The sequence below is a fragment of the Paraclostridium sp. genome (assembly GCF_051657365.1).
Lineage (GTDB): Bacteria > Bacillota > Clostridia > Peptostreptococcales > Peptostreptococcaceae > Paraclostridium.
The window spans coordinates 25,423-47,700 of sequence record NZ_JBOFKN010000157.1 but is presented as its reverse complement, the minus strand read 5'-3'; the positions used below and the strand labels follow the sequence as shown (position 1 = coordinate 47,700).

Here is a 22,278-nt window from a genome sequence, read left to right as displayed (position 1 = left end):
TAAAAATAGATGTTATAAATACTGTAGTTGACGGTTTATATTAACAAAGGAGGTGGATGTCATAGAGGCAATAATAGGCGCTTTATTGGGAATATTTGTGGGTATTATAGTTGGTTATTTTGTTAGAAAAAACATATCTGAAGCTAAAATTGGTCAAACTGAAAAGTTGGCTAATGATATAATAGATAAGGCAAATAGAGATTCAGAAACTCTACAAAAAGAAAAACTATTAGAAGCAAAAGAAGAGATCCATAAATGGAGAAATGAAGCAGAAAAAGAGAACAAAGAAAGAAGAACTGAATTACAAAAGTTTGAAAGAAGAGTTATACAAAAAGAAGAAGTATTAGATAAAAAACTTCAAACGCTAGAAAATAAAGAAAATGTTTTAAGTGACAAATTAAAAAAGATTGAAAAAAAAGAAGAACAAGTTGAAAATATTAAAGTTCAACAATTAGAGAAGTTAGAAAGTATATCAGGGATAACTTCGGACAAAGCTAAGGAAATCATTTTAACTAATGCGGAAAGAGATGTAAGACGTGAGATGTCTATTATGATAAAAGAAATAGAGTCTCAAGCTAAAGAAGAAGCGGACAAGAAATCTAGAGAGATAATAGGATATGCTATACAAAAATGTGCAGCAGATCATGTTGCTGAAACTACTGTTACAGTAGTTAATCTACCTAATGATGAAATGAAAGGTCGAATAATAGGTAGAGAAGGTAGAAACATAAGAACATTAGAAACTCTTACGGGGATAGATTTAATAATAGATGATACTCCAGAAGCCGTAATTTTATCAGGATTCGATCCTATAAGAAGAGAAGTTGCAAGAATAGCACTTGAAAAGCTTATAGCAGATGGAAGAATACATCCAGCTAGAATAGAAGAAATGGTTGAAAAGGCAAAGAAAGAAGTTGACAGCATAATTAAAGAATTCGGTGAACAAGCTACATTTGAAACAGGGGTTCATGGCTTACACCCAGAGTTAGTAAGACTTTTAGGTAGATTAAACTATAGAACTAGTTATGGTCAAAATGTACTTAGACATTCAATTGAAGTTGCGCATATAGCAGGTATAATGGCTGCTGAAATAGGAGCTGATGTAAAGTTAGCTAAAAGAGCAGGTTTACTACATGATATAGGTAAATCAGTTGACCATGAAATGGAAGGAACTCATGTTGAGATAGGTATGGATTTACTTAGAAGATATAAAGAATCTAAGGATGTTATACATGCTATGAGTACTCACCATGGAGATTACGAACCACAGACTATAGAAGCTGTGTTAGTTACTGCAGCTGATGCTATATCAGCAGCTAGACCAGGTGCTAGACGTGAAACGTTAGAAGCGTATATAAAACGTTTAGAAAAACTTGAAGAAATCGCTAATTCGTATGATGGAGTAGATAAATCATTTGCTATACAAGCAGGTAGAGAAATCAGAATAATGGTTAAACCTGAAAATGTAAGTGATGAAGATATACATTTATTAGCTAGAGATATGACTAAGAGAATAGAAGATGAATTAGAATATCCGGGTCAAATCAAAGTTAGTATAATAAGAGAAACAAGAGCAATAGAATACGCTAAATAAGAAAATAATGTAAGCGAATATATCAATTGATATATTCGCTTTTTTGAATTTAAAGTACGTATTTAAAAATTACATAAGAATAATATCTGATAAATAAGATTAAACTATAACTGTTATTAGTAAATAATATCAACAGTATAGGAGATATAAAAATGAGACGTCCAAAGTTAGTAGTGAGTAAATGTTTGGGTTTTGAAAATTGTAGATATAATGGGCAAGGCGGGAGTAGCAAGTTGATTGAAATGTTAAGTGATTATGTAGACTTTTATACTGTATGTCCAGAAGTTGAAATAGGATTATCAACGCCTAGAGAAGCTATTAGAATAGTAGAATATGATAATGTAAAGAAGTTAATTCAGCCAAAAACTAATATAGATTATACAGACAGTATGAAAAAATTTTCTAAATCATATATAGATAATTTAAAGGATATTGATGGATGTATATTAAAAAGCAGGTCGCCATCTTGTGGATTAAATGATGTTAAAGTATATCATAGAAATGGACAGTCTAGTTTATTTAATGGAAGTAATGGTGTATTTACACAAGAACTTTTGAATTCATACGGACACTTACCTATAGAAAATGAAGGAAGACTTAAAAATTACTTTATAAGAGATGATTTTTTAACTAAACTATTTGTAATAAATGATTTTAAAAATGATAAGAAGAATATAGAGCATTTTCATAATAAAAATGAGTTGCTTTTAAAAAGTTATGATTTTAATCTATTTAAAGAATTAGATGAAATATTAAAGCAAGAAAATGATTTGGAAAGAAGAATCGTTAAATATGAAAATAAATTATATCAAATTTTAAATAAAAGCAGAACTGTAAAAAAAAATATACAAACTATAATACAAATATATAATAAGTATGAAAATAATTTAACTATGAAAGAAAGGGAATTATTTGTAGATAATGTAGTTAAATATAGTAAAGGAAAATTACCAATAAGTGCTATTTTTTCAAACATAAAATTGTATGCAGCTAGGTTTGAAGATGAATATATTTTAAATCAAAATATATTTTCTCCATATCCAGATAGCTTAGTAGATTTAAGTGATTCTGGAAAAGGAAGAACTTTAGAAATAAAATAATAAAATTTTAAAAAAAGACAATAATAATAATAATAAATATTTAAGAAAGAGGGAAAAAATATGCTTAATAGCCTAGCTAAAAATCAGTATGTGAAAATATCTAATAGCGATAAAATTAATGAAACTGTTGAGTATGGAGTTGTAATAAATAGTAATAAAGATAATTATGATATTATGAGCATTGGATTTGAAAATAAAAATGGAAATTTTTTAGAATATCCTCCCAATGTAGATAAGTTAGTTCAAAGTTATAAAATTGAAGATGCTAATTTTGATGAAGTTAAGAAAAATGAAATAAGAAGAAAAATGAATATATGGTTAGAAAACCATTACAAAATATAAAGAAAGGAAACTTATCAAAGTTTCCTTTTTTGTGCATAATATTACTAATAAAATAAAAATAAATGAATTAATCCCAATAAACTATGGTAATAATATATTAAATGTATCAAATATAGAAAAAAGTTAATGAAAATGATATAATTATATAAAATGAGGGGGATGAGAAGTTGAGCCAGTACATAAATATAAATTCCGAACTAGATGCATTAAAGATAAAAGAATTTGAAAAAATGTTTTATCTAACTATGAAAGAGGAAGCAAATGTAGTGCCAAAGGTAACTCCTTTTAAAGGAATAAACACAGACCTTTTATACATAAAAGATGGACGTGTTCTTTTTATAAAATTTATGGATACAACAGAAGATTTATTTATGATTTTAGAAGATGAACTTTTAGAGATAATGGAAGAAGAATACGATCTTTTAAGAAAAAAGATGAGTAGTATAGGTAATGATATAGAGTATAACTACGTATTTATAATGCCTCATGTAAGTATATATGATAATGAGGAAAATAATGATTTTATAGAAAATAATATAATAGATAGAGAAAAATTATATAAAATGATGGATTATGAACTTAGTATAGATGAATACTTGGGAAATCCAAATGATGAAATTTTAATAAATTTATTTATGCTACAAATATGTCCAGAGTATTATGTTATAAATAACAATTTAAGCTTAAATAACAATTTAAAGAAGATTTCTTTTTCAAATGAAGATTATAGTTATTCAGCTACTATCTTAGAAAGATGTCAGATAGAAGAGGCTATATCTATAAGATATGGTAATACTCTATATAAAGGTCCTTCAGGATCTGGAAAAACAACTATATTATTAGCTAGAGCAATTAAATTGGCTAGGGTATACCCTCACCATAAATTTATAATTTTTACTCATACAAAACAACTTAGAAATGAGCTAAAAGAGAGATTAGATATATTATATAAAGATAATAATAATATAGAGATACATACATTTAGTTCATTTTTATTCAAACTAGCTAAGATATATAATTTAGTGTTTGACTATAATATGCTTAAAAACACTCCTGATAAAGTATATAAAAATTTGGTTTTACAAGCTAAAAATACTATAAAAAATAAGAGTATGTTTAAAGGAATATTTGTAGATGAAATAGAAAGTTTTGAAGCAGATCAATTAAGTTTTATAAGAGAGTTTTTATATAAATCAAAATTCATTTTCAATGGTTTTGAATGTAGAAGTTTAAATATATCTAGCAATTTGAGTATATTTAAAAATTCATGGGATAATATTGAATTTTTAAATATTATTAAGTTAGATAAAAATTATAGACAAAGTGATCATTTAGTTGAATTTATAAATAATTTTGATGAAAACTCTAATGAATATATAAAAAATATTAGACCTAACATAGTAGATGATATATACTATTTATCTAACCCAATCAGAGAAAGTAATAAAGCCGTAGATATTATAAAAGTATCTGATATTGAAGAACAGATAAGTTCCGTACTTTGGGAAGTAGATTACTTAATAGATAAAAAAGGATTAAATTACTCAGATATAGCTATTGTATATCCGTTCAATAAAAAGAAATTAAAGAATGGAAAAACGATATACTTCCAGTATATGCTTAAAAAAGATTTAGAAGAAAATGAAATTCCATATGTAAATGCAGATGATGAATTGACTAATATAGCTAAAAAACCAGGAATTACTATATCAAATATATATGCAATTAAAAATTTGGAATACAAGGCTATAATATTTTGTGAATTAGAAATGCTTTATAATCATAGTATAAATGATATTACTCAAGATTATCAGGTAAATGATTTTGTAGGAGATTTAAATAAGGTATATCTTGCTATAAATAGAGCTACTGACTATTTAAGCATAATAACTACTTTTAACGAAGGTGCAAGCGATATAATAAAGTTACTAGTAGAGTCAAAAAATTAAAAGAAGCACATAGTGCTTCTTTTGTTTGTATTAAAGTATAAAGTTAAAATAAGCAAGTACTATAATACCAAGTACGATTCTATAATAACCAAACACTTTGAAGTCGTGTTTTTTGATGTAATCCATTAAGAACTTAATAGCAAATACAGAAACTATAAATGCTGTTACAAAACCTACTCCTATAACTGACCATTCAAATCCTGAGAAGCTAGCACCAGTTTTAATAAGTTTTAAAGCACTGGCACCAAACATTGTTGGTATAGCTAAGAAGAATGAGAATTCAGCAGCAACATATCTTGATGCACCTAAGAATACGGCTCCTATTATAGTTGCACCAGATCTTGATGTACCAGGTATTAATGCTAAACATTGGAAAAGACCTATACCAAGTGCTAACTTATATGTAAGCTGTGAAAAATCATTAACTCTAGGTTTTTTATTTCTATTTTCAAGTATTATCATTATAACACCGTAAAGAATAAGTGTTATTGATACTGTAGTTGGATTAAAAAATAATGTGTCTATAGTATCATCAAATAATAAACCTAATATGCCTGATGGAATAACAGCTATAATAACTTTAATCCATAAATCTATAGTTTCTTTTGTTTCTCTTTCAGTTTTAGAACTATCTAAAGGATTTAATTTTTTAAAATATATAGTTAATACTGCAAGGATTGAACCAAGTTGTATTACTACCATGAACGTACTTACGAAAACATCTGACAAGTTAAACTTTACAAATTGCTCAACTAAGATAAGATGACCAGTACTACTTACAGGAAGCCATTCAGTTATACCTTGTACTATACCAAGTATAATGGCTTTAAACATTTCTAACAATTTAACTACCTCCTAATTAAAAGTATTTTGACCATAAGTTAAAGTATACCAATATTAATAAATATATTCAATATATTAAAGAGGTATTTAAAAAAGATATTAAAAGCAAATGAGACAGGGGGTTAAATATGGAAAATAATAATTTATTAAATGAATACGAATATGAAATTTTTAAGGGGTTTTCAAAAAAACATAATCCAGCAACTAAACATGATTATTTAAGTAAGGTTATATTATTTAAAGAGTTTGTTAAGAATAAAGATTTGATAGAAGTAACAAAGGAAGATTGTAGCAAGTTTATGGAAGTTGTAAAAGAAACATATGCTAAATCAACATCAGAAAAAATATATAGCTACTTACATAGTTTTTATAACTTTATGAAGAAGGAAGAGTATATAGGGGTTAATCCTTTTAAATTGGTAAAGAAACCTCAAGTTAGTAGAATAAAAACTAAAGATGATGTGCTTAGTATTCAAGAAATTAACAAATTAATAGATAGTTTACCTAGGCTTAATATGAGAGACAGACTTATAATGATATTTTTAATAACTACAGGATGTTTATTAAATGAACTTGTAAATTTAAAATGGAAAGATTTAATGCTAGATGAAAAAAATAATGCATATGTAAGATTGGGGAAAAATAAAAAGGAAAGAGTAGTAAAACTACACCCATATTGTTTTTCTATGATAGAAGGTTATAGAGGTTATTTGGGATTACCAGAACTTATTGTACCTAATGAAGATTTTGTTTTTATAAGTCAAAAAAGTAACTCTATAACAGATAGAAATGTAAGGATGATAGTTAAAAAAGCTTTGGATATAGCGGGACTTAGTAATTATTCAGCTAAAGACTTTAGACATTCTTTTGCTGCTATAAGCTTAAGACTTGGAGCAGGAGAAGAGGATGTTAAAAATCAACTTGGGTGGAGTGATAAGTACTATGCTATAAGATATAAATATGTATTGAACTTTGTAGATAGTGAAAGCATAGACTACATTATAAGTAGTGATAAGATGAACATAAACAAAAAATAACTTGTTATTGTTCGTTAAATTATATATAATTAATTTATAAAATACATAAGTAAGGAAGGTGCTAATTAATATGGAAAATAAATATAGTACATATGCAAATCCATTAATAGATAGATATTGTAGTAAGGATATGAGTTATATATTTTCTCCGCAATATAAATTTTCAACTTGGAGAAGATTATGGGTTGCTTTAGCAGAGTCAGAAAAAGAATTAGGGCTTAATATAACAGATGAGCAAATAAGCGAATTGAAAGCTAATATAAATAATATAAATTTTGAAGAAGCTAGAAAAATAGAAAAAGAAGTAAGACATGATGTTATGAGTCATGTTAAGGCGTATGGACTACAATGTGATAGTGCAAAAGGAATAATACATTTAGGTGCTACTAGTGCTTATGTTGGAGATAATACTGATGTAATCCAAATGGATGAGGCACTAAAGCTTATAAGAATAAAATTAGCTAGCTTAATAAACAATTTAAAAGATTTTGCTATTAAAAATAAAGATATACCAACTTTAGGATTTACACATTTCCAAGCTGCACAGCTTACTACAGTTGGAAAAAGAGCTTGTCTTTGGGCACAAGATCTAATAATAGATTTAGAAGACTTAAACTTTAGAATAGACAATATGAAACTAAGAGGTGTTAAAGGTACAACTGGAACACAAGCAAGTTTCTTAAGTTTATTTGAGGGAGATAATGAAAAAGTAAAAGAATTAGATAAATTAGTTTGCGCAAAAATGGGATATAAAGCATCATATGCAGTTAGTGGACAAACATATACTAGAAAGTTAGATTATCAAGTTATATCAATATTATCTGGAATAGCTCAAAGTATGCACAAGATGACTAATGATATAAGATTATTACAAAGTTTAAAAGAGTTAGAAGAGCCATTTGGTAAGAATCAAATAGGTTCATCAGCTATGGCTTACAAAAGAAACCCTATGAGAAGTGAAAGAATAGCGTCTTTATCTAAATTTGTTATAGGCGAATCTTTAAGTCCAGCACTTGTCCAAGCTACTCAATGGTTAGAGAGAAGCTTAGATGATTCAGCTAATAAAAGATTAGCTATACCACAAGCATTTATGGCAGTTGATGCTATACTTGAAATAGGTATAAATGTTACAGATGGACTTGTAGTTTATGAAAACATAATAAATAAACATATTAATGAAGAATTACCTTTTATGGCTACAGAAAATATACTTATGGAAGCTGTAAAAAGAGGTGGAGATAGACAAGAATTACATGAAGTAATAAGAGAATACTCTATGCAAGCTGCAAAGAGAGTTAAGCAAGATGGTAAAGATAATAATTTACTAGAGTTAATTCTTGATGACTGTGATACATTTAAAATGAGTAAAGAAGAAATACTATCTATAATGGATCCTAAAAACTTTATAGGAAGAGCTCCTAATCAAGTTGTTGAATTCGTAGAAGAAATAATAAATCCAGCAATAAATGAATATACAGATTTAATGGGTATAAAAATTGATTTAAATGTATAAAAAATAGAGGCAAAAGCCTCTATTTTTTTTGTTGAATAGCGTTTTGAAAATAAGAAATAATAAACATAAACATTTAAAATTCTACAACAAAAAACAATGTGAATTGTAAAAGAAATGTTAATAAAATCTAAAAATTCAATTTAATTTAAAACGTATTGGAAAAAATGTAGAATTGTGATATTATATGTACAGTGAAAGAGCTTAATCATTTATTTTCTAAATATTTTGATTAAAAAAGCTTTAAATTTCAAAGTATTTATATACTTTAAGAGGAGGAAAAAAAATGGCAGGAAATACTAATAATGCTAACAAATTAACATTAGTGCCCCTAGTACTTATGATATTTACATCAGTATTTGGGTTTGCTAACATGCCAAGAGCATTCTATCTAATGGGATATGCAGCAATACCTTGGTATATATTAAGTGCAATTTTATTCTTTATACCATATGCGTTTATGATGGCTGAATACGGAGCTGCATTTAGAAAAGAATCAGGTGGTATGTATTCTTGGATGGAAAAATCAGTAGGTCCTAAATATGCATTCGTTGGAACATTTATGTGGTATGCATCTTATATTATTTGGATGGTAAACGTTGCATCAACTTTATGGATACCGTTATCAAATGCAATATTTGGATATGATGCTACTGCTACTTGGTCTTTATTTGGATTAAGTTCAGTTCAAACATTAGGTATACTTGGAATGTTATGGATAGCTTTAGTTACTTATGTATCTACTAAAGGTATAGATAAGATAAAAAAAGTAACTTCTGTAGGTGGTACTGCAGTTGCATTACTAAACATAGTTTTATTAGTTGGTGGTGTTGCAGTTGTAATAATGAACAAAGGTAAATTTGCAGAGCCTGTAACTAATGTAGTTCATGCATTTACAAATTCTCCAAACCCAGCTTACCAAACTCCATTAACTGTATTATCATTCTTAACATTTGCAATATTTGCATTTGGTGGATTAGAAGTTTTAGGTGGATTAGTTGACCAAACTGAAAATGCTGAAAAAACTTTCCCTAAAGGACTTACTTTAGCAGCTATAGTAATATCTATAGGATATGCATTAGGTATATTTGCTTGTGGTATGTTTACTAACTGGAGTGATATATTATCAACTAGTGGTGTAAATATGGCTAACGTTGCTTATGTATTAATGCAAAACTTAGGATACCAATTAGGTACTGCATTTGGAGCAAGCGAAGCTGTTTCATTAACAATGGGAGCTTGGGTTGCTAGATTCGTTGGTTTATCAATGTTCTTAGCATTATCAGGAGCATTCTTTACATTAACTTATTCTCCGTTAAAAACTCTTATCGAAGGTGCACCAAAGAAAGTTTGGCCTGGTAAGTTAGGAGAAATAAAAGATGGAATGCCTATAAATGCAATGAAAGTTCAAGCTATAATAGTTATAGTTATGATATTTGTAGTATCATTTGGTGGTAAGAGTGCAGAGAAATTCTTTGCATTACTAATACTTATGACTAACGTTGCAATGACTATACCTTACTTATTCTTATCAAGTGCATTCCCTGCATTTAAAAAGAAACAATTAGAAGGTAAAGTTGAAAAACCATTCGTTGTTTATAAGAGTGTTGGATTAGCTACAACTTTTGCTGTAATAATAGGTATATTAGTTGGATTTGCTAACGTATTTACTATAATACAACCATCATTATCTTCACCAGCTGGATTAACAGATACATTAACAATGATAGCTGGACCAGTATTCTTTGGTTTAGTAGGATTCTGGTTATATAGTAGATATGATAAGAAATACGGAAGAAAAGTAAACGATAATAATAATAAAAAAGCTAGTTAATATTAGCTTATATTATAAAAAATGCACCTACCTTAACTGGTAGGTGTATTTATTTATATATAAAAATATATATTTATGACAAATAAGTATATTTTTATATATAAATAAACAAATATTTAGTATACTATAATAGTAACAAAGGCTGATTAGGGGATTAGACAAAAGATATAGGAGGAATAATTTTGTTAAAGAAGTTATTAAATTTTATAAAAACTAATAAAGAAGAAAAATCATCAAAAGAAGAAATAGAAGAAATAAAAGTTATAGAAGCTGAAATACAACAAGTTGAAACTAAAGAAGTTAAAAATCTACAACAAGAATTAGCAATAACTCAAGAAGACATTTCTAAAACAAAAAACCAAAATGAATACATAGAAAACGAAGATATAAAGAATGAAGAAGTAGAAATTAAAGATGATATAGAGCCATATAATTTAACAAAAGAAGAAGAAGACTACATAAAGTTAGCAAAAATACAAAGAGGTAAAAAAATAAAAGCAGTTGATGTTTATACTAATGAAGAGATTGTATTTGAAACACATAAAGAATGTAGCAAAAAGTTAGGTGTTCCAATTGAATATATAAAAGAAAATTTACAATATGGATATACGGATTATTTTGGAGAAGCTATAAAGTTTTTAAGTAAAAGTCTTAAAATAGATAAATCAACTAAAAAGATGTCAGATAAAAATATAAGTGATTTATTTAATTTTTTACATAATGAATTATGGAACAGTGATATATCAGAAGATAAAAGAGAGGAAATTTTATCAAGTAACAAAATAGAACCAATAGCCATGTATTATAAGTTTGAAACAATTGATGATGAGTATGATGAATATTTTAAAATTTACGGAAAAATAATTAGGCGTGGTGGTAAAAAGAGAATAGAACTTATAGATAAAAAGCATGAAGTTATAGAAGTATTTAAATCTATGGATGATTGTTCTAAATTTTTTGAGAAGGATAAATCAGAAATTATATCTAGATTAAAGTTAGGCGATTGCAAGATTGGAAGATATGAAATAAAGTATAGTTTAAGAAGATAAAAATAAAAAGGAACTAATCTCTAGTTTGAGATAGTTCCTTTTATATTTATTATATTATTTATTTTTTTTCCATGTATATACATAATAACTTAAAACTTCTTTTATAGCATTACCTATAAACTCATAAGCATTATCATCAAGGTTAGCTAAAGACACTCTTATTGACCATTCAGGCCCATAGAATCCATGTCCGCTAAGTAATACTATAGAATAATTATTAGCTAGCTTAAATAGCATATCAGCAGGCTTATAGTTATCTTTTATAAAGTCTGCGAAATCATCACCGTAATGATTAGTAGCCCATTTCATAATATCAAATATTGCATAGTATGAAGCATCGTGTTTATCATTTTTAAGTTCTAAGCCTAAAGAATCATAGAATAACTTTTGTCTATGTTTACAAATAGACATATTTACTGCTTTATAAGAATCTTTTTTATCGATTAATGCAAAAGCTGAGAAAAATGCCATTTGTACTTGTTGTGGTGTAGATAAACCAGCAGTATGATTAAGCGCTACAAGTCTGCTATCAGCAACTATTCTATCCATAAATGATATACTATCAGGGTTTAAACTCATATCACTATAACGTTGATTTACAGATGTTTTCAAATCATCAGGTAACTCATTTATAAGTTTATCAAATACATTATCATGATGAAGAGCTAAAGTACCTAAACGCCATCCAGTTACACCAAAATATTTAGAATAAGAATAAGCACCAATTGTATTATAAGGTAAATTTGCCATTAAAGATTTAAATCCATTAACAAATGTACCGTAAACATCATCTGATATTATCATTAAATCAGGATGGTGATTTTTAACTATATCAGTTAAGTCTTCACTACTATCTTCACCTATGGCTATAGAAGCTGGATTATTAGGATTAACTAAAAATAATGCTTTTATAGATTTATCACAAAGTTTTTCTAATTCTTTTCTTGAATACTGCCAAGTATGACGATTATTTTCATCTATTTCATCAGCATTTACATAAACCACATCAAAGTTGTATCTTGGTAAATGAGGTATTTCTAGGTAAGGTGTGAATATAGGTGTCATTATAGCTATTTTATCACCTTTTTTTAATAGTTCATTAGCCATTAAAGAATCAAATATATAACACATAGCAGCAGTTGCACCTTCTACAGCAAATATACTTAAAGGGCCACCTTTTTTAGTATCATATTTCATTTCTTTTATTAAATATTCTCTTACTATATGTTCTGTATGAGTAAGCATTCTATCTGGAGATGGATAATTATCGCCTATTATTCCATCGGCCAATTCAAATACCCAAGAATCTGGATCAAATTCAAATTTTTCTATTCCATAATCTACGATGTCTTTAGCTAATTTAGCTCCTGGCATATTTAAATTATCATAAATATATTTATAAAAACGTGTAGATATACCTTCTTTTGTAGGCATACCAGCTAAGTCACCTTCATCCCATGTTCTACGAGTTTCGCTAACAGCGAATTGTCCAAAAGTGAAAAAAGCTTCACGAGGTGTAGCAGCTGTCCAGTTTGGGTTACCACGTCCTGCATCTAAAACTCTTCTTCCACTTTCCATAGCTCTGAATTTTGCCAATTTGATTAATTTATCCTTAAACTCAAATGGACTTATTTTTCCATACATGTCATTAATTTCTTTAAAGTTGTATCTACGCATAATACACACTCCTCTGTTATTTGCAATTAAAGTATATAAAGCAAAAAAAATTTAAAATGTTTATGAAATTCATATACATAATATTATAATAAAAATAGTAAAAAATAAACCCCAAATTAAATATATAGAAAATTTAATAAAGTTCAAATATAATAAAACTATATTAAATAAGATGAAAATGTAATTTTACCTTAAAAACATAGGTTTTAAATAAAATGTCTAAAAAAAAAATGAAAAAATGAAAGGAAATCATTAGAAATAAATAGAAATTTTAATATAATTATTTTTTATTTTGTTTTAGAGGTGGGGGATATAATGAAATTGAATTATTTTGAAGAAGATATAATAAAATCATCACCTATTCCATATATATTTGGCGAATTGAAGAAAAGCACAAGTGGAAGTAGCTCATTCATACTAAAAGAAGTTAATGATATCGCATCCAAAGTATTTAACATAGATGATAAAGACTGTTTAAATAAGAATTTAAATGAAGTTTTTATGATAGAAAATGAAAGACGTATATTAGAGGATATTGAAAATGAAGAAAAAATCAGATTACATATAAAAGAATGTAACTTTGATTATGAGTTAATATCTAAAAAAATTTATGATAGCAATTATATAATTTGGTTTATGGATATAACCAAGGATATAGATTATGAAGAATCTAATAAGATAAGGGCAGAGTTTTTTACCAATCTTTCACATGAATTAAGGACTCCTTTGAATTTAATATTTAGTTCATTGCAAATTTTGGATTTGAAAATTAAAAATACTAATATTAGTGATGAGCAATCTATAGAAAAATATCTTAATATGGCAAATCAAAATACATATAGATTACTTAAATTAGTAAATAATATAATTGATTCAAATAAAATAACATCAGGATACTTTGATTATAATCCTCAAAACTATGATATTGTAAATTTTGTAGAAGGAATATGTCAATCTGTAGTAGATTTTGCAAAGCAAAAAAATATAGAAATAATATTTGATACAGAAATAGAAGAAAGTATTATATCTTTTGATCTTGATAAAATGGAGCGTATAATACTTAATATACTATCTAATGCAATTAAGTTTAGTAATGCAAATGGTCAGATAAACATAGGAATGAAAGAAGTTGATGATATGATAGAAATACAAATATCAGATGATGGAATAGGTATACCAAAACATAAATTGGAATCTATATTTGATAGGTTTAAACAAGTGGACAATAACATTATAAGAAGAGGTGAAGGTAGTGGTATAGGCTTGTATTTAGTTAAATCTTTAGTAGATATGCATGGAGGATCTATACAAGTTGATAGCCAATTAGATGTTGGAACTGCATTTACGATAAAAATACCTAATGTTATAAATCACGAATGTGAATGTACTATAGTAGAAAAGAACTTCCAAAACTCATATATAGAAAAAATAAAAGTTGAATTTTCAGACATATATGCTTAAATATTGATCTCGATTATAAAATATAATCGAGATTTTTGTATTTATTTGCTATAATTATAGTAGATAAATCGGTATATAGAGTAAGGGGGATAAATTTGGACGTTTACAAGTGCAAAGAAATTTTAGAAATATGCCCTATACCATGCGTTTGGGGTAAACGTATGTCAAATGAAGAAAATGGGGAAAATGAGTATATAATTAAGGGAAGTAACAGATTGTTACTTGAAAAGTTAAATATTGAAAAAGAAGATGAAATAATAGATTTAAATATATCTAATGTTTTTGGAATTTATAAAGATGAAATTAAGGCAGCTTTAAAAGAAGAAAAAAATAAATTTATAAGGTATCAATATGTAAGTGGCTTGAAAGATATATATAAAATAACTTTAAATATAGATGAAGGAAATAATTTTTATTTGTGGTTTGAACTTTATCAGATAAGTAGTAATTATAACTTAGTAATACAAAATAATTTAAAAGCTATGATATGGATTAAGGATGTAGATGGAAGATATATAAAGGTTAATAGAAATTTTGAGCAAATAATGGATATAGAAAACGATGATATAATAGGAAAGAAAAATTCTCAAATTAGTAAAAGTAAAAAACTTGATTATATAGAGGAATATGAAAAACTTATATTAGAAGGAAAAGAATATTCTATTGAAAAAACAGTGTTTGAAGATAATGAGTGGGTTAGTATATTTATACATCCTATGTTTGATGACAATAAAAATGTTATAGGCACTTATGGTTTTAAAATTTATGATTATGTAAATTCAAAAACACCTATAGGAATAGAAAATAGGAATAAAATGTTAGAAATAATCGTTGATAATTTACCACTACCAATATTTTACAAAGATGTAAATGGAGTGTATTTGTATTGTAATGAAGCATTTGGAGAATTAGTAGAATTAGATAGAGATCAAATTATAGGTAAAAAAGATTATAATTTAAATATTAATGAAGAGCATATATCTATATATAAAGAAGCTGACAAAAAGGTTATAAAAAATAAATCCAAAATAGTAACTGAAGTTTATATGGAAAGAAATTCAGGTGATAAATATATAGAAACAACAAAAGTACCTTTGTGGGACTATCGAAAAAAAGTTACAGGTATAATTGGGATTGTAATAGATTTAACTGAAAAAAAAGCAACTCAAAATGAATTAGAAAAATTAAGATTAGACTTTTTCTCTAATTTAACACATGAGTTTAGAACACCTTTAAACTTAATATTTTCATCAGTTCAATTAATTGACCAAAGTATAAGCAAAATAAAAAAAGGAGATATAAATGTACTTATACGATATTTACATATAATAGAGCAAAATGGAATGAGGCTTTTAAAATTGGTTAATAATTTAATAGATTCAACTAGAATAGATTCAGGATGTTTAGACTATAATCCTAAAAATCAAGATATAGTTAATTTTGTAGAAAATATTTGTGACTCAGTAGTTGAATTTAGTAAATTACAGAATATACAATTGACTTTTGATACAGATAAAGAAGAACAAATTGTATCTTTTGACAATGATAAAATGGAGAGGATAATACTTAATTTATTATCTAATGCTATAAAGTATAATAAAGAAGATGGAAACATTGATGTAGGTATAATGTGTAATGATGATTATGTAGATATAAGCGTAAAAGATACTGGGGTAGGAATACCTCATGATAAAATAGATGATGTATTTGAGAAGTTTAAACAAGTAGACAATAGATTAACAAAAATAAGTGAAGGTAGCGGTATAGGCCTATCAATAGTCAAATCATTAGTAACACTCCATGATGGAATGATAACAGTAGACAGTCAAGTTGGAATTGGAACGGAATTTAAAGTTAAGATACCTAATAGAGAAGTTATCGAAAACAATATAAGCTCTATACAAAATGAGTCTGTAAATATGGATAAAAAGATACAAATAGAATTTTCAGATATATATTAAAATATAGCTCCTAATTTATTAGGAGCTATATTTTAAGTTTTAGTAACATATATAAATTGAAAAATATTAAATTAATAGATAAAAATTTTAAAACTTTAAAAATATGACGTTCTCCTTTAGAACTAGTTTTAAGTCTTGAAAATTTAATGTTAAATCCTAAAGGGAAAAATAAATCAACGCCTTCATATGTAAATGCATCTAAAATTATATGAGAAGAATAACCTATCAAAATTCCATAAGACATACAAATCAATATAATATTATTCTCACCTACAATGATTATTAATTTTAAACATTCAATTAAAATTAATAAAAATAAAAGACTGTGAGTAAATCCTCTATGTTTGCACCGTTTAGAAATGAATTTTGATAAGTACGGCCATTTTTTACTTATATATGATTTTCTTGTATCTAAATCAGGCAATAGTGCGCCTAAATTAGCAAATTGAAAATAAGTTGCAAAAAGTATTAATTTATATAAAATATTATAGTCATTTAAATAAATACTATTAAAAGTGGAAAATGTTAGTGCAGCAAATAGATATCCTCCAGATGAATGTGTTTCTTTTGTCATCAAAATACCCTTTCTAATAATTGGTTAATTAAAGCTTATTATATATTAAAAAAAATAAATATGGAATCGAACATGATTAAAATATAATATTATAGATAAAAAATTTTGAAAAAAGTTAATTTTACATACTGTATACAATTTTAAAAAGTTAGATTTAGTAGTATAATATATAAGTACGATAAAAAAAGGAGGACTTTAGATGGAGAAAGAAAGAACTTGTAATTTGTTAAGACACAATGAAAACCTAAAGCTTAAACTTATAGTAGAAAGTGCGATAATTGGTGCTATAGTTGGATTAACAATAGTACTTCATAGAATTGCATTAGATAAAATTTCTGATGTATTTATGGGACTGTATACCCATAGCAAAGGCAATATATTTAATATAGTTCTATTATTTGGACTTTTAATTATAAGCGGATATATAGTTGGTTTAATGGTAAAAAAAGTACCGATGATAAGCGGTAGTGGTATACCGCAAGTTGAAGGTATATTAATGAAAAAATTAAAAGGCAATTGGTTAAGTATATTAATTAATAAATTTGTAGGTGGGCTTTTAGCATTAGGAGCAGGGCTATCACTTGGTAGAGAAGGTCCATCAGTACAAATGGGAGCTAGTATAGGCGAAGGATTTGCTAAAATATTTAAAAGAGTGAGTACAGAAGAAAAATATTTAATAACTAGTGGGGCTAGTGCTGGTTTAGCAGCAGCATTTAATGCGCCTATATCTGGAGTTATGTTTGCATTAGAAGAAGTTCACAAGAATTTCTCTCCATTAGTTTTATTGTCGGTAATGTCATCTGCATTAATGTCAGATTTCGTTACTAAAAAATTATTAGGATTAGATAATGCTCTTAATTTTCAAGGTGTTCAAGTTTTAGATTTAAAGTATTATTGGCTTTTAATAATACTAGGAGTTATTGTTGGTATAAGTGGAGTTATATTTAATAGCGGTATTTTAAAAACTCAATCTATGTTTAAAAAATCTAAGTTGAGTACAGAGATAAAAGTAATAATCCCATTTTTAATAACTGGAGTTGTAGGATTAACAGCACCTGCTTTAATAGGTGGAGGACATGGACTTATAATGTCATTAGGTGACAGTTCTATAACATTGAAAATGCTATTATTATTTTTATTAGCTAAGTTTTTCCTTACATTTGTAGGGTTTGGATCTGGAGTTCCAGGGGGAATATTTTTCCCATTATTAGTTTTAGGAGCATTAATAGGTAATATATTTGGAATTATAGCAATTAATGCATTTGATATTCCAAGTATTTATATATTAAATTTCATAATACTTGCTATGGCTGGTAATTTTGCATCTATCGTAAAGGCACCTATAACTGGTATTATATTAATTTGTGAAATGACTGGAAGCTTTGAGCATTTACTTTCTTTATCTATAGTATGTGTAATAGCATATATAACATCTGATTTATTTAAGTCGGAACCAATATATGAAAGTTTACTTGAGAGATGTTTAGAAAGTGGAAATAATAAGTTTGAACCAAATAAGGCTAGAAAAAGTCTTTTAGAGATAGTTGTTCATATAGGGTCTGAAGTAGAACATAAACAAATAAAAGATATAACATGGCCAGAAAACTGTTTAATAGTTTCTATAACAAGAGGCGGAAAAGAAATAATACCAAGCGGAGATACAATTTTATTAGGTGGAGATTATTTAACTATAATAGCAAATGAAGAAGATTCAGCCTGTGCTCTAGATCATGTTACTGATTTAACATCTAGTATAAATATATTATAGAATTTTATATTCAGTAATTACATATATATTAAAAATGTACAAGGTACAAATTTAGTATGTGATAGGTGATTACATGAGAAGAAAAAAAATTATAATAAATGCGTTAATAATGACTTTTTCAACTATTATATTTGGTTTTGTTTCTATGTTTTTTAGAGTATATTTGTCTAAAAAAATAGGGCCAGAAGGAATGGGATTATATCAACTTATAATGTCTGTATATTTTATGGCGATTACATTTTCAAGTGCTGGTATTAGAATAGCTATTACTAGGCTTGTAGCAGAGCAAGTTGGAAGAGGAAACAAAAAAGCTATAAAATCTATAGTGAATAAAGGCTGTATTTATAGTTTGTTTTTTAGTGTATTAACAGCTTTAGTGCTTTTTTATGGGGCGCAACATATTGGAGTTAATTTGTTAAAAGATGAACGTGCTATTATATCATTGAAAATATTGGCAGGTAGCTTACCATTTATAAGTGTATCATCTTGTTTAAGTGGATATTTTTATGGAGCTAGAGAAGTAATAAAATCGGTATCAGCAGAAATAATAGAACAATTAATAATGATGGGTATAGTAATAGTGTCTATAAACTTATTTATAGATAGTAATATAGAAAAAGTATGTGTGCTTATATGTATAGGAATGGCTGCGGGGAATATAATTTCTTGTATATATGCATATGTATTATGCACATTTAATTTAAAAACTTTAAGTAGAACTGTTTCTTGCACTAGCTATAATGATTGCAAAATACTTGATATAACCAAAATTGCATTACCTATAGCTTCAAGTTCATATATACAAAGTGGGCTTAGAACTATAGAAGATATTTTAATACCAAATGCACTTAGGATGTCAGGAACTTCGTTATCAACATCTTTATCAATTTTTGGTATGATAAAGGGGATGGCATTACCTATAATAAATTTTCCGGCAGTATTTTTAAGTTCTTTTGCAACTTTAATAATACCTGAAATTGCTGAAGCACACTCGCTTAATAGAAGTAAAATGGTTAATTTTATAATTTCTAATGTATTTAGAATAACTTTTATAATATCAATATTTGCATCTGGTATATTTATTGTTTTTTCCAATGATATTGGGATGATGGTATACAATAATAAAGAAATAGGGATAATTATTAGAGTTTTAGCACCTATAATTCCAATAATGTATTTAGAACGTATTATGGATGGTATTTTAAATTCTTTAAATAAGCAAGTTACGCTTTTAAAAATAAATTTGGTTGATATGGTAATTAGAATATTGATAATATACTTTATAATACCGACAAGGGGAATTGAAGGATTTATAATAGTTATATTTACTAGCAATATATTAAATTTTATATTAAATATTATTAATGTTTTAAAGGTAACGAAATTAGAGTTTAAGGTGTTTAATTGGGTTATAAAACCTATTATTTGTATAACTATAGCTGCTATGCTAATTAGCTATACAAGTATGAGTATTGTGAGTAAGATAATGATTTCTATGGTTATATACTTTGGGCTTTTAATTGTGACTAGATGTATTAAAATTAAGGATATAAATTGGATAGTAGATAGCTTTAGGCTGGTAAAAGATATTAATATAAATAGTATAAAATTATATAATGACAGATATTTGTAAGGTCTTTAATAAAGAAGATTGGTTTAAGATAGTCGGGGCTCCGGCTAAATTGTTTTTAAACTAATCTTTTTTATTTTAGGGTTATTGGATAGAAAAATTGATTGGAATTTGAGATTTTATAGATAAATGTTGAAAAAATATTCAGAAATTATTGAATATTAAGAGATGTATAGCTATAATTAACCTGTAATAATAATTTATAGTAGTAAAATTTATAAAATGAAATTAAAACCATGAAGGTTTATTTTGCTAGAAGGCAATAGACTTTTATGGTTTTTTTTTGTGAAAAAATATATAACAAGGGGGATAATAAATATGAGGTTAAAGAAATCTATATCAGCAGGACTTGCTATGATGTTAATGGTAACTGCTTTGACAGGGTGTTCAAGTTCTAATGATGGGGAAAAATCAGAGGTAAAAGGAGTTAGTAATAATAGGATAGAAAATAATGAGCTTGTGGCAGCTGTAGCATATGAACCTGATGAAGGATTTGATGCAACTGTAGGGGGACATGGCTCTATGACTAGGGTATTTTTCTCAACTTTATTTAAAAGGGATAAAAAGTTAGGGATGGAAAATGATATAGCAACAGAATATGAGGTGTCAGAAGATAGATTAACTTGGAAAGTTAAATTAAGAGATGATGTTAAATTTAGTGATGGAGAAAAGTTAATATCTGAGGATGTTGTTTATACATATGAAAAAGCTAAAGAAAGTGGAGCTAGCATTGATTTAACTGTATTAGATAGTGTTAAAGTAGTTGATGATTATAGTGTAGAGTTTAAATTAAAAGAGCCACAATCTACATTTATAGAAAAAATGGCATCTATTGGGATAGTTCCAAAGCATGCACATAATGATAAATTTGCAGAAAATCCAATAGGTTCAGGGCCTTATGAGTTTGTTCAATGGGATAAGGGCCAACAAGTTATAGCAAAGGTCAATGAAGATTATTATGGAGATAAGCCAAGTATTGAAAAATTAACTATGGTATTTTTAGAAGATGATGCAGCTTATGCAGCAGTAAAATCAGGTGAAGTAGATATTGCATCTATACCAGGAGCTTTTGCTAAAGAAGAAGTAGATGGAAAGAAAATAATAGAACTAGATAGTATAGAAACTTATGGAATAGAGTTTCCTATGCAAAAATCTGGAGAGAAAAATAAAGATGGTCATCCTATAGGTAATAACGTAACTAGTGATAAAGCTATAAGAGAGGCTTTAAACTATGCAATAAATAGACAAGAGTTAGTAGATGGTGTTTTAGAAGGATTTGGAGATGTTTCTACAACAGGACTTGAAAAGATGCCTTGGCTTAATGAAGAAACGATATTAACTGGAGATGGGGATATAGAAAAAGCTAAGAAAATACTAGAGTCTGGTGGATGGAAAGATACTGATTCTGACGGAATAGTAGAGAAAAATGGTGAGAAGGCTGAATTTAAATTATTATACACAGAAGGTAAATATAGACAAGAATTAGGATTATCAGTTGTTGAAACTGCGAAACAATTAGGTATGAAAATAGAGTTAGAAGCTAGAACTTGGGATACAATAGAGCCAGATATAGACTCTCAACCAGTATTATTTGGATGGGGTTCAGGAGATCCTTCAGAGCTAAATTATTTATATAGTAGTGAAGTTATAGGTGTTGGAGTTCCTTGGAATAATGCAGGACATTATAAAAATGAAAAAGTTGATGAATACATAAATAAAGCATTACAAAGTGCTGATGAAAATGAAGCGATAGATTTCTGGAAAAAAGCTCAATGGGATGGAGAAACAGGATTCTCAACTAAAGGAGATTCTACATATGCTTGGCTTGTAAATGCAGGACATTTATACATAGCTGATGAAAAACTAGATATAGGAACTCCTGTGGTTCAACCTCATGGCGGAAGAATGCTTGATAATGTAACTGAGTGGAACTGGGAAAAGTAGAGACT

16 protein-coding genes are annotated in these 22,278 nt (G+C 27.2%); 13 read left to right on the top strand and 3 right to left on the bottom strand.

Features of this window, described 5'->3' with window-relative positions:
* Positions 1-52 precede the first annotated feature (52 nt).
* The 4 genes from rny (at position 53) to ACRCYC_RS11765 (ending at position 4,985) form a co-directional block, all read left to right on the top strand.
* Positions 53-1,594, top strand: coding sequence for a ribonuclease Y (rny, locus tag ACRCYC_RS11780; protein ID WP_438619335.1), 1,542 nt, complete (start codon positions 53-55; stop codon positions 1,592-1,594).
* 152 nt (positions 1,595-1,746) lie between these two features.
* Complete coding sequence (locus ACRCYC_RS11775; protein WP_438619334.1) at positions 1,747-2,694, top strand: YbgA family protein; 948 nt, start codon at positions 1,747-1,749, stop codon at positions 2,692-2,694.
* 60 nt (positions 2,695-2,754) lie between these two features.
* The gene (locus tag ACRCYC_RS11770; protein WP_438619333.1) at positions 2,755-3,036 is read left to right on the top strand and encodes a hypothetical protein; all 282 of its coding nucleotides are present in this window, start codon (positions 2,755-2,757) and stop codon (positions 3,034-3,036) included.
* Positions 3,037-3,203: 167 nt separating this feature from the next.
* Positions 3,204-4,985, top strand: coding sequence for a DEAD/DEAH box helicase (locus ACRCYC_RS11765; RefSeq protein ID WP_438619332.1), 1,782 nt, complete (start codon positions 3,204-3,206; stop codon positions 4,983-4,985).
* 30 nt (positions 4,986-5,015) lie between these two features.
* Here ACRCYC_RS11765 and ACRCYC_RS11760 read toward each other — a convergent pair whose 3' ends face one another.
* Positions 5,016-5,819: an undecaprenyl-diphosphate phosphatase gene (locus tag ACRCYC_RS11760; RefSeq protein WP_438619366.1), complete on the bottom strand. Its 804-nt coding sequence runs from the start codon at positions 5,817-5,819 to the stop codon at positions 5,016-5,018.
* A 137-nt stretch (positions 5,820-5,956) separates the two neighbouring features.
* Between ACRCYC_RS11760 and ACRCYC_RS11755 the strand changes: the two genes are divergently transcribed.
* From ACRCYC_RS11755 to ACRCYC_RS11740, 4 genes are all read left to right on the top strand, one after another.
* Positions 5,957-6,865, top strand: a complete 909-nt coding sequence (locus ACRCYC_RS11755; RefSeq protein ID WP_438619331.1) for a tyrosine-type recombinase/integrase — start codon at positions 5,957-5,959, stop codon at positions 6,863-6,865.
* A 70-nt stretch (positions 6,866-6,935) separates the two neighbouring features.
* Positions 6,936-8,378: an adenylosuccinate lyase gene (gene purB / locus ACRCYC_RS11750; RefSeq protein ID WP_438619330.1), complete on the top strand. Its 1,443-nt coding sequence runs from the start codon at positions 6,936-6,938 to the stop codon at positions 8,376-8,378.
* Between the two features lie 283 nt (positions 8,379-8,661).
* Positions 8,662-10,209 (top strand): glutamate/gamma-aminobutyrate family transporter YjeM, encoded by a 1,548-nt coding sequence (gene yjeM, locus ACRCYC_RS11745; protein ID WP_438619329.1) that lies wholly within the window; start codon positions 8,662-8,664, stop codon positions 10,207-10,209.
* Between the two features lie 182 nt (positions 10,210-10,391).
* Complete coding sequence (locus ACRCYC_RS11740; RefSeq protein WP_438619328.1) at positions 10,392-11,258, top strand: hypothetical protein; 867 nt, start codon at positions 10,392-10,394, stop codon at positions 11,256-11,258.
* A 54-nt stretch (positions 11,259-11,312) separates the two neighbouring features.
* Here the strand turns inward: ACRCYC_RS11740 and aspD are convergent, their stop codons facing one another.
* Positions 11,313-12,935: an aspartate 4-decarboxylase gene (aspD, locus tag ACRCYC_RS11735; protein ID WP_438619327.1), complete on the bottom strand. Its 1,623-nt coding sequence runs from the start codon at positions 12,933-12,935 to the stop codon at positions 11,313-11,315.
* 315 nt (positions 12,936-13,250) lie between these two features.
* On the opposite strand from aspD, the gene ACRCYC_RS11730 reads away from it, so the two are divergent.
* Positions 13,251-14,396: a sensor histidine kinase gene (locus ACRCYC_RS11730; protein ID WP_438619326.1), complete on the top strand. Its 1,146-nt coding sequence runs from the start codon at positions 13,251-13,253 to the stop codon at positions 14,394-14,396.
* 95 nt (positions 14,397-14,491) lie between these two features.
* The gene (locus ACRCYC_RS11725; RefSeq protein ID WP_438619325.1) at positions 14,492-16,357 is read left to right on the top strand and encodes a PAS domain-containing sensor histidine kinase; all 1,866 of its coding nucleotides are present in this window, start codon (positions 14,492-14,494) and stop codon (positions 16,355-16,357) included.
* A gap of 25 nt (positions 16,358-16,382) precedes the next feature.
* Here ACRCYC_RS11725 and ACRCYC_RS11720 read toward each other — a convergent pair whose 3' ends face one another.
* Positions 16,383-16,931: a metal-dependent hydrolase gene (locus ACRCYC_RS11720; RefSeq protein WP_438619324.1), complete on the bottom strand. Its 549-nt coding sequence runs from the start codon at positions 16,929-16,931 to the stop codon at positions 16,383-16,385.
* A gap of 199 nt (positions 16,932-17,130) precedes the next feature.
* On the opposite strand from ACRCYC_RS11720, the gene ACRCYC_RS11715 reads away from it, so the two are divergent.
* From ACRCYC_RS11715 to ACRCYC_RS11705, 3 genes are all read left to right on the top strand, one after another.
* Positions 17,131-18,699, top strand: coding sequence for a ClC family H(+)/Cl(-) exchange transporter (locus tag ACRCYC_RS11715; protein WP_438619323.1), 1,569 nt, complete (start codon positions 17,131-17,133; stop codon positions 18,697-18,699).
* Between the two features lie 73 nt (positions 18,700-18,772).
* On the top strand, positions 18,773-20,332 hold the full coding sequence (locus tag ACRCYC_RS11710; RefSeq protein ID WP_438619322.1) for an oligosaccharide flippase family protein: 1,560 nt from the start codon (positions 18,773-18,775) through the stop codon (positions 20,330-20,332).
* 315 nt (positions 20,333-20,647) lie between these two features.
* Positions 20,648-22,273 (top strand): ABC transporter substrate-binding protein, encoded by a 1,626-nt coding sequence (locus ACRCYC_RS11705; protein ID WP_438619321.1) that lies wholly within the window; start codon positions 20,648-20,650, stop codon positions 22,271-22,273.
* The last annotated feature ends 5 nt before the right edge of the window (positions 22,274-22,278 follow it).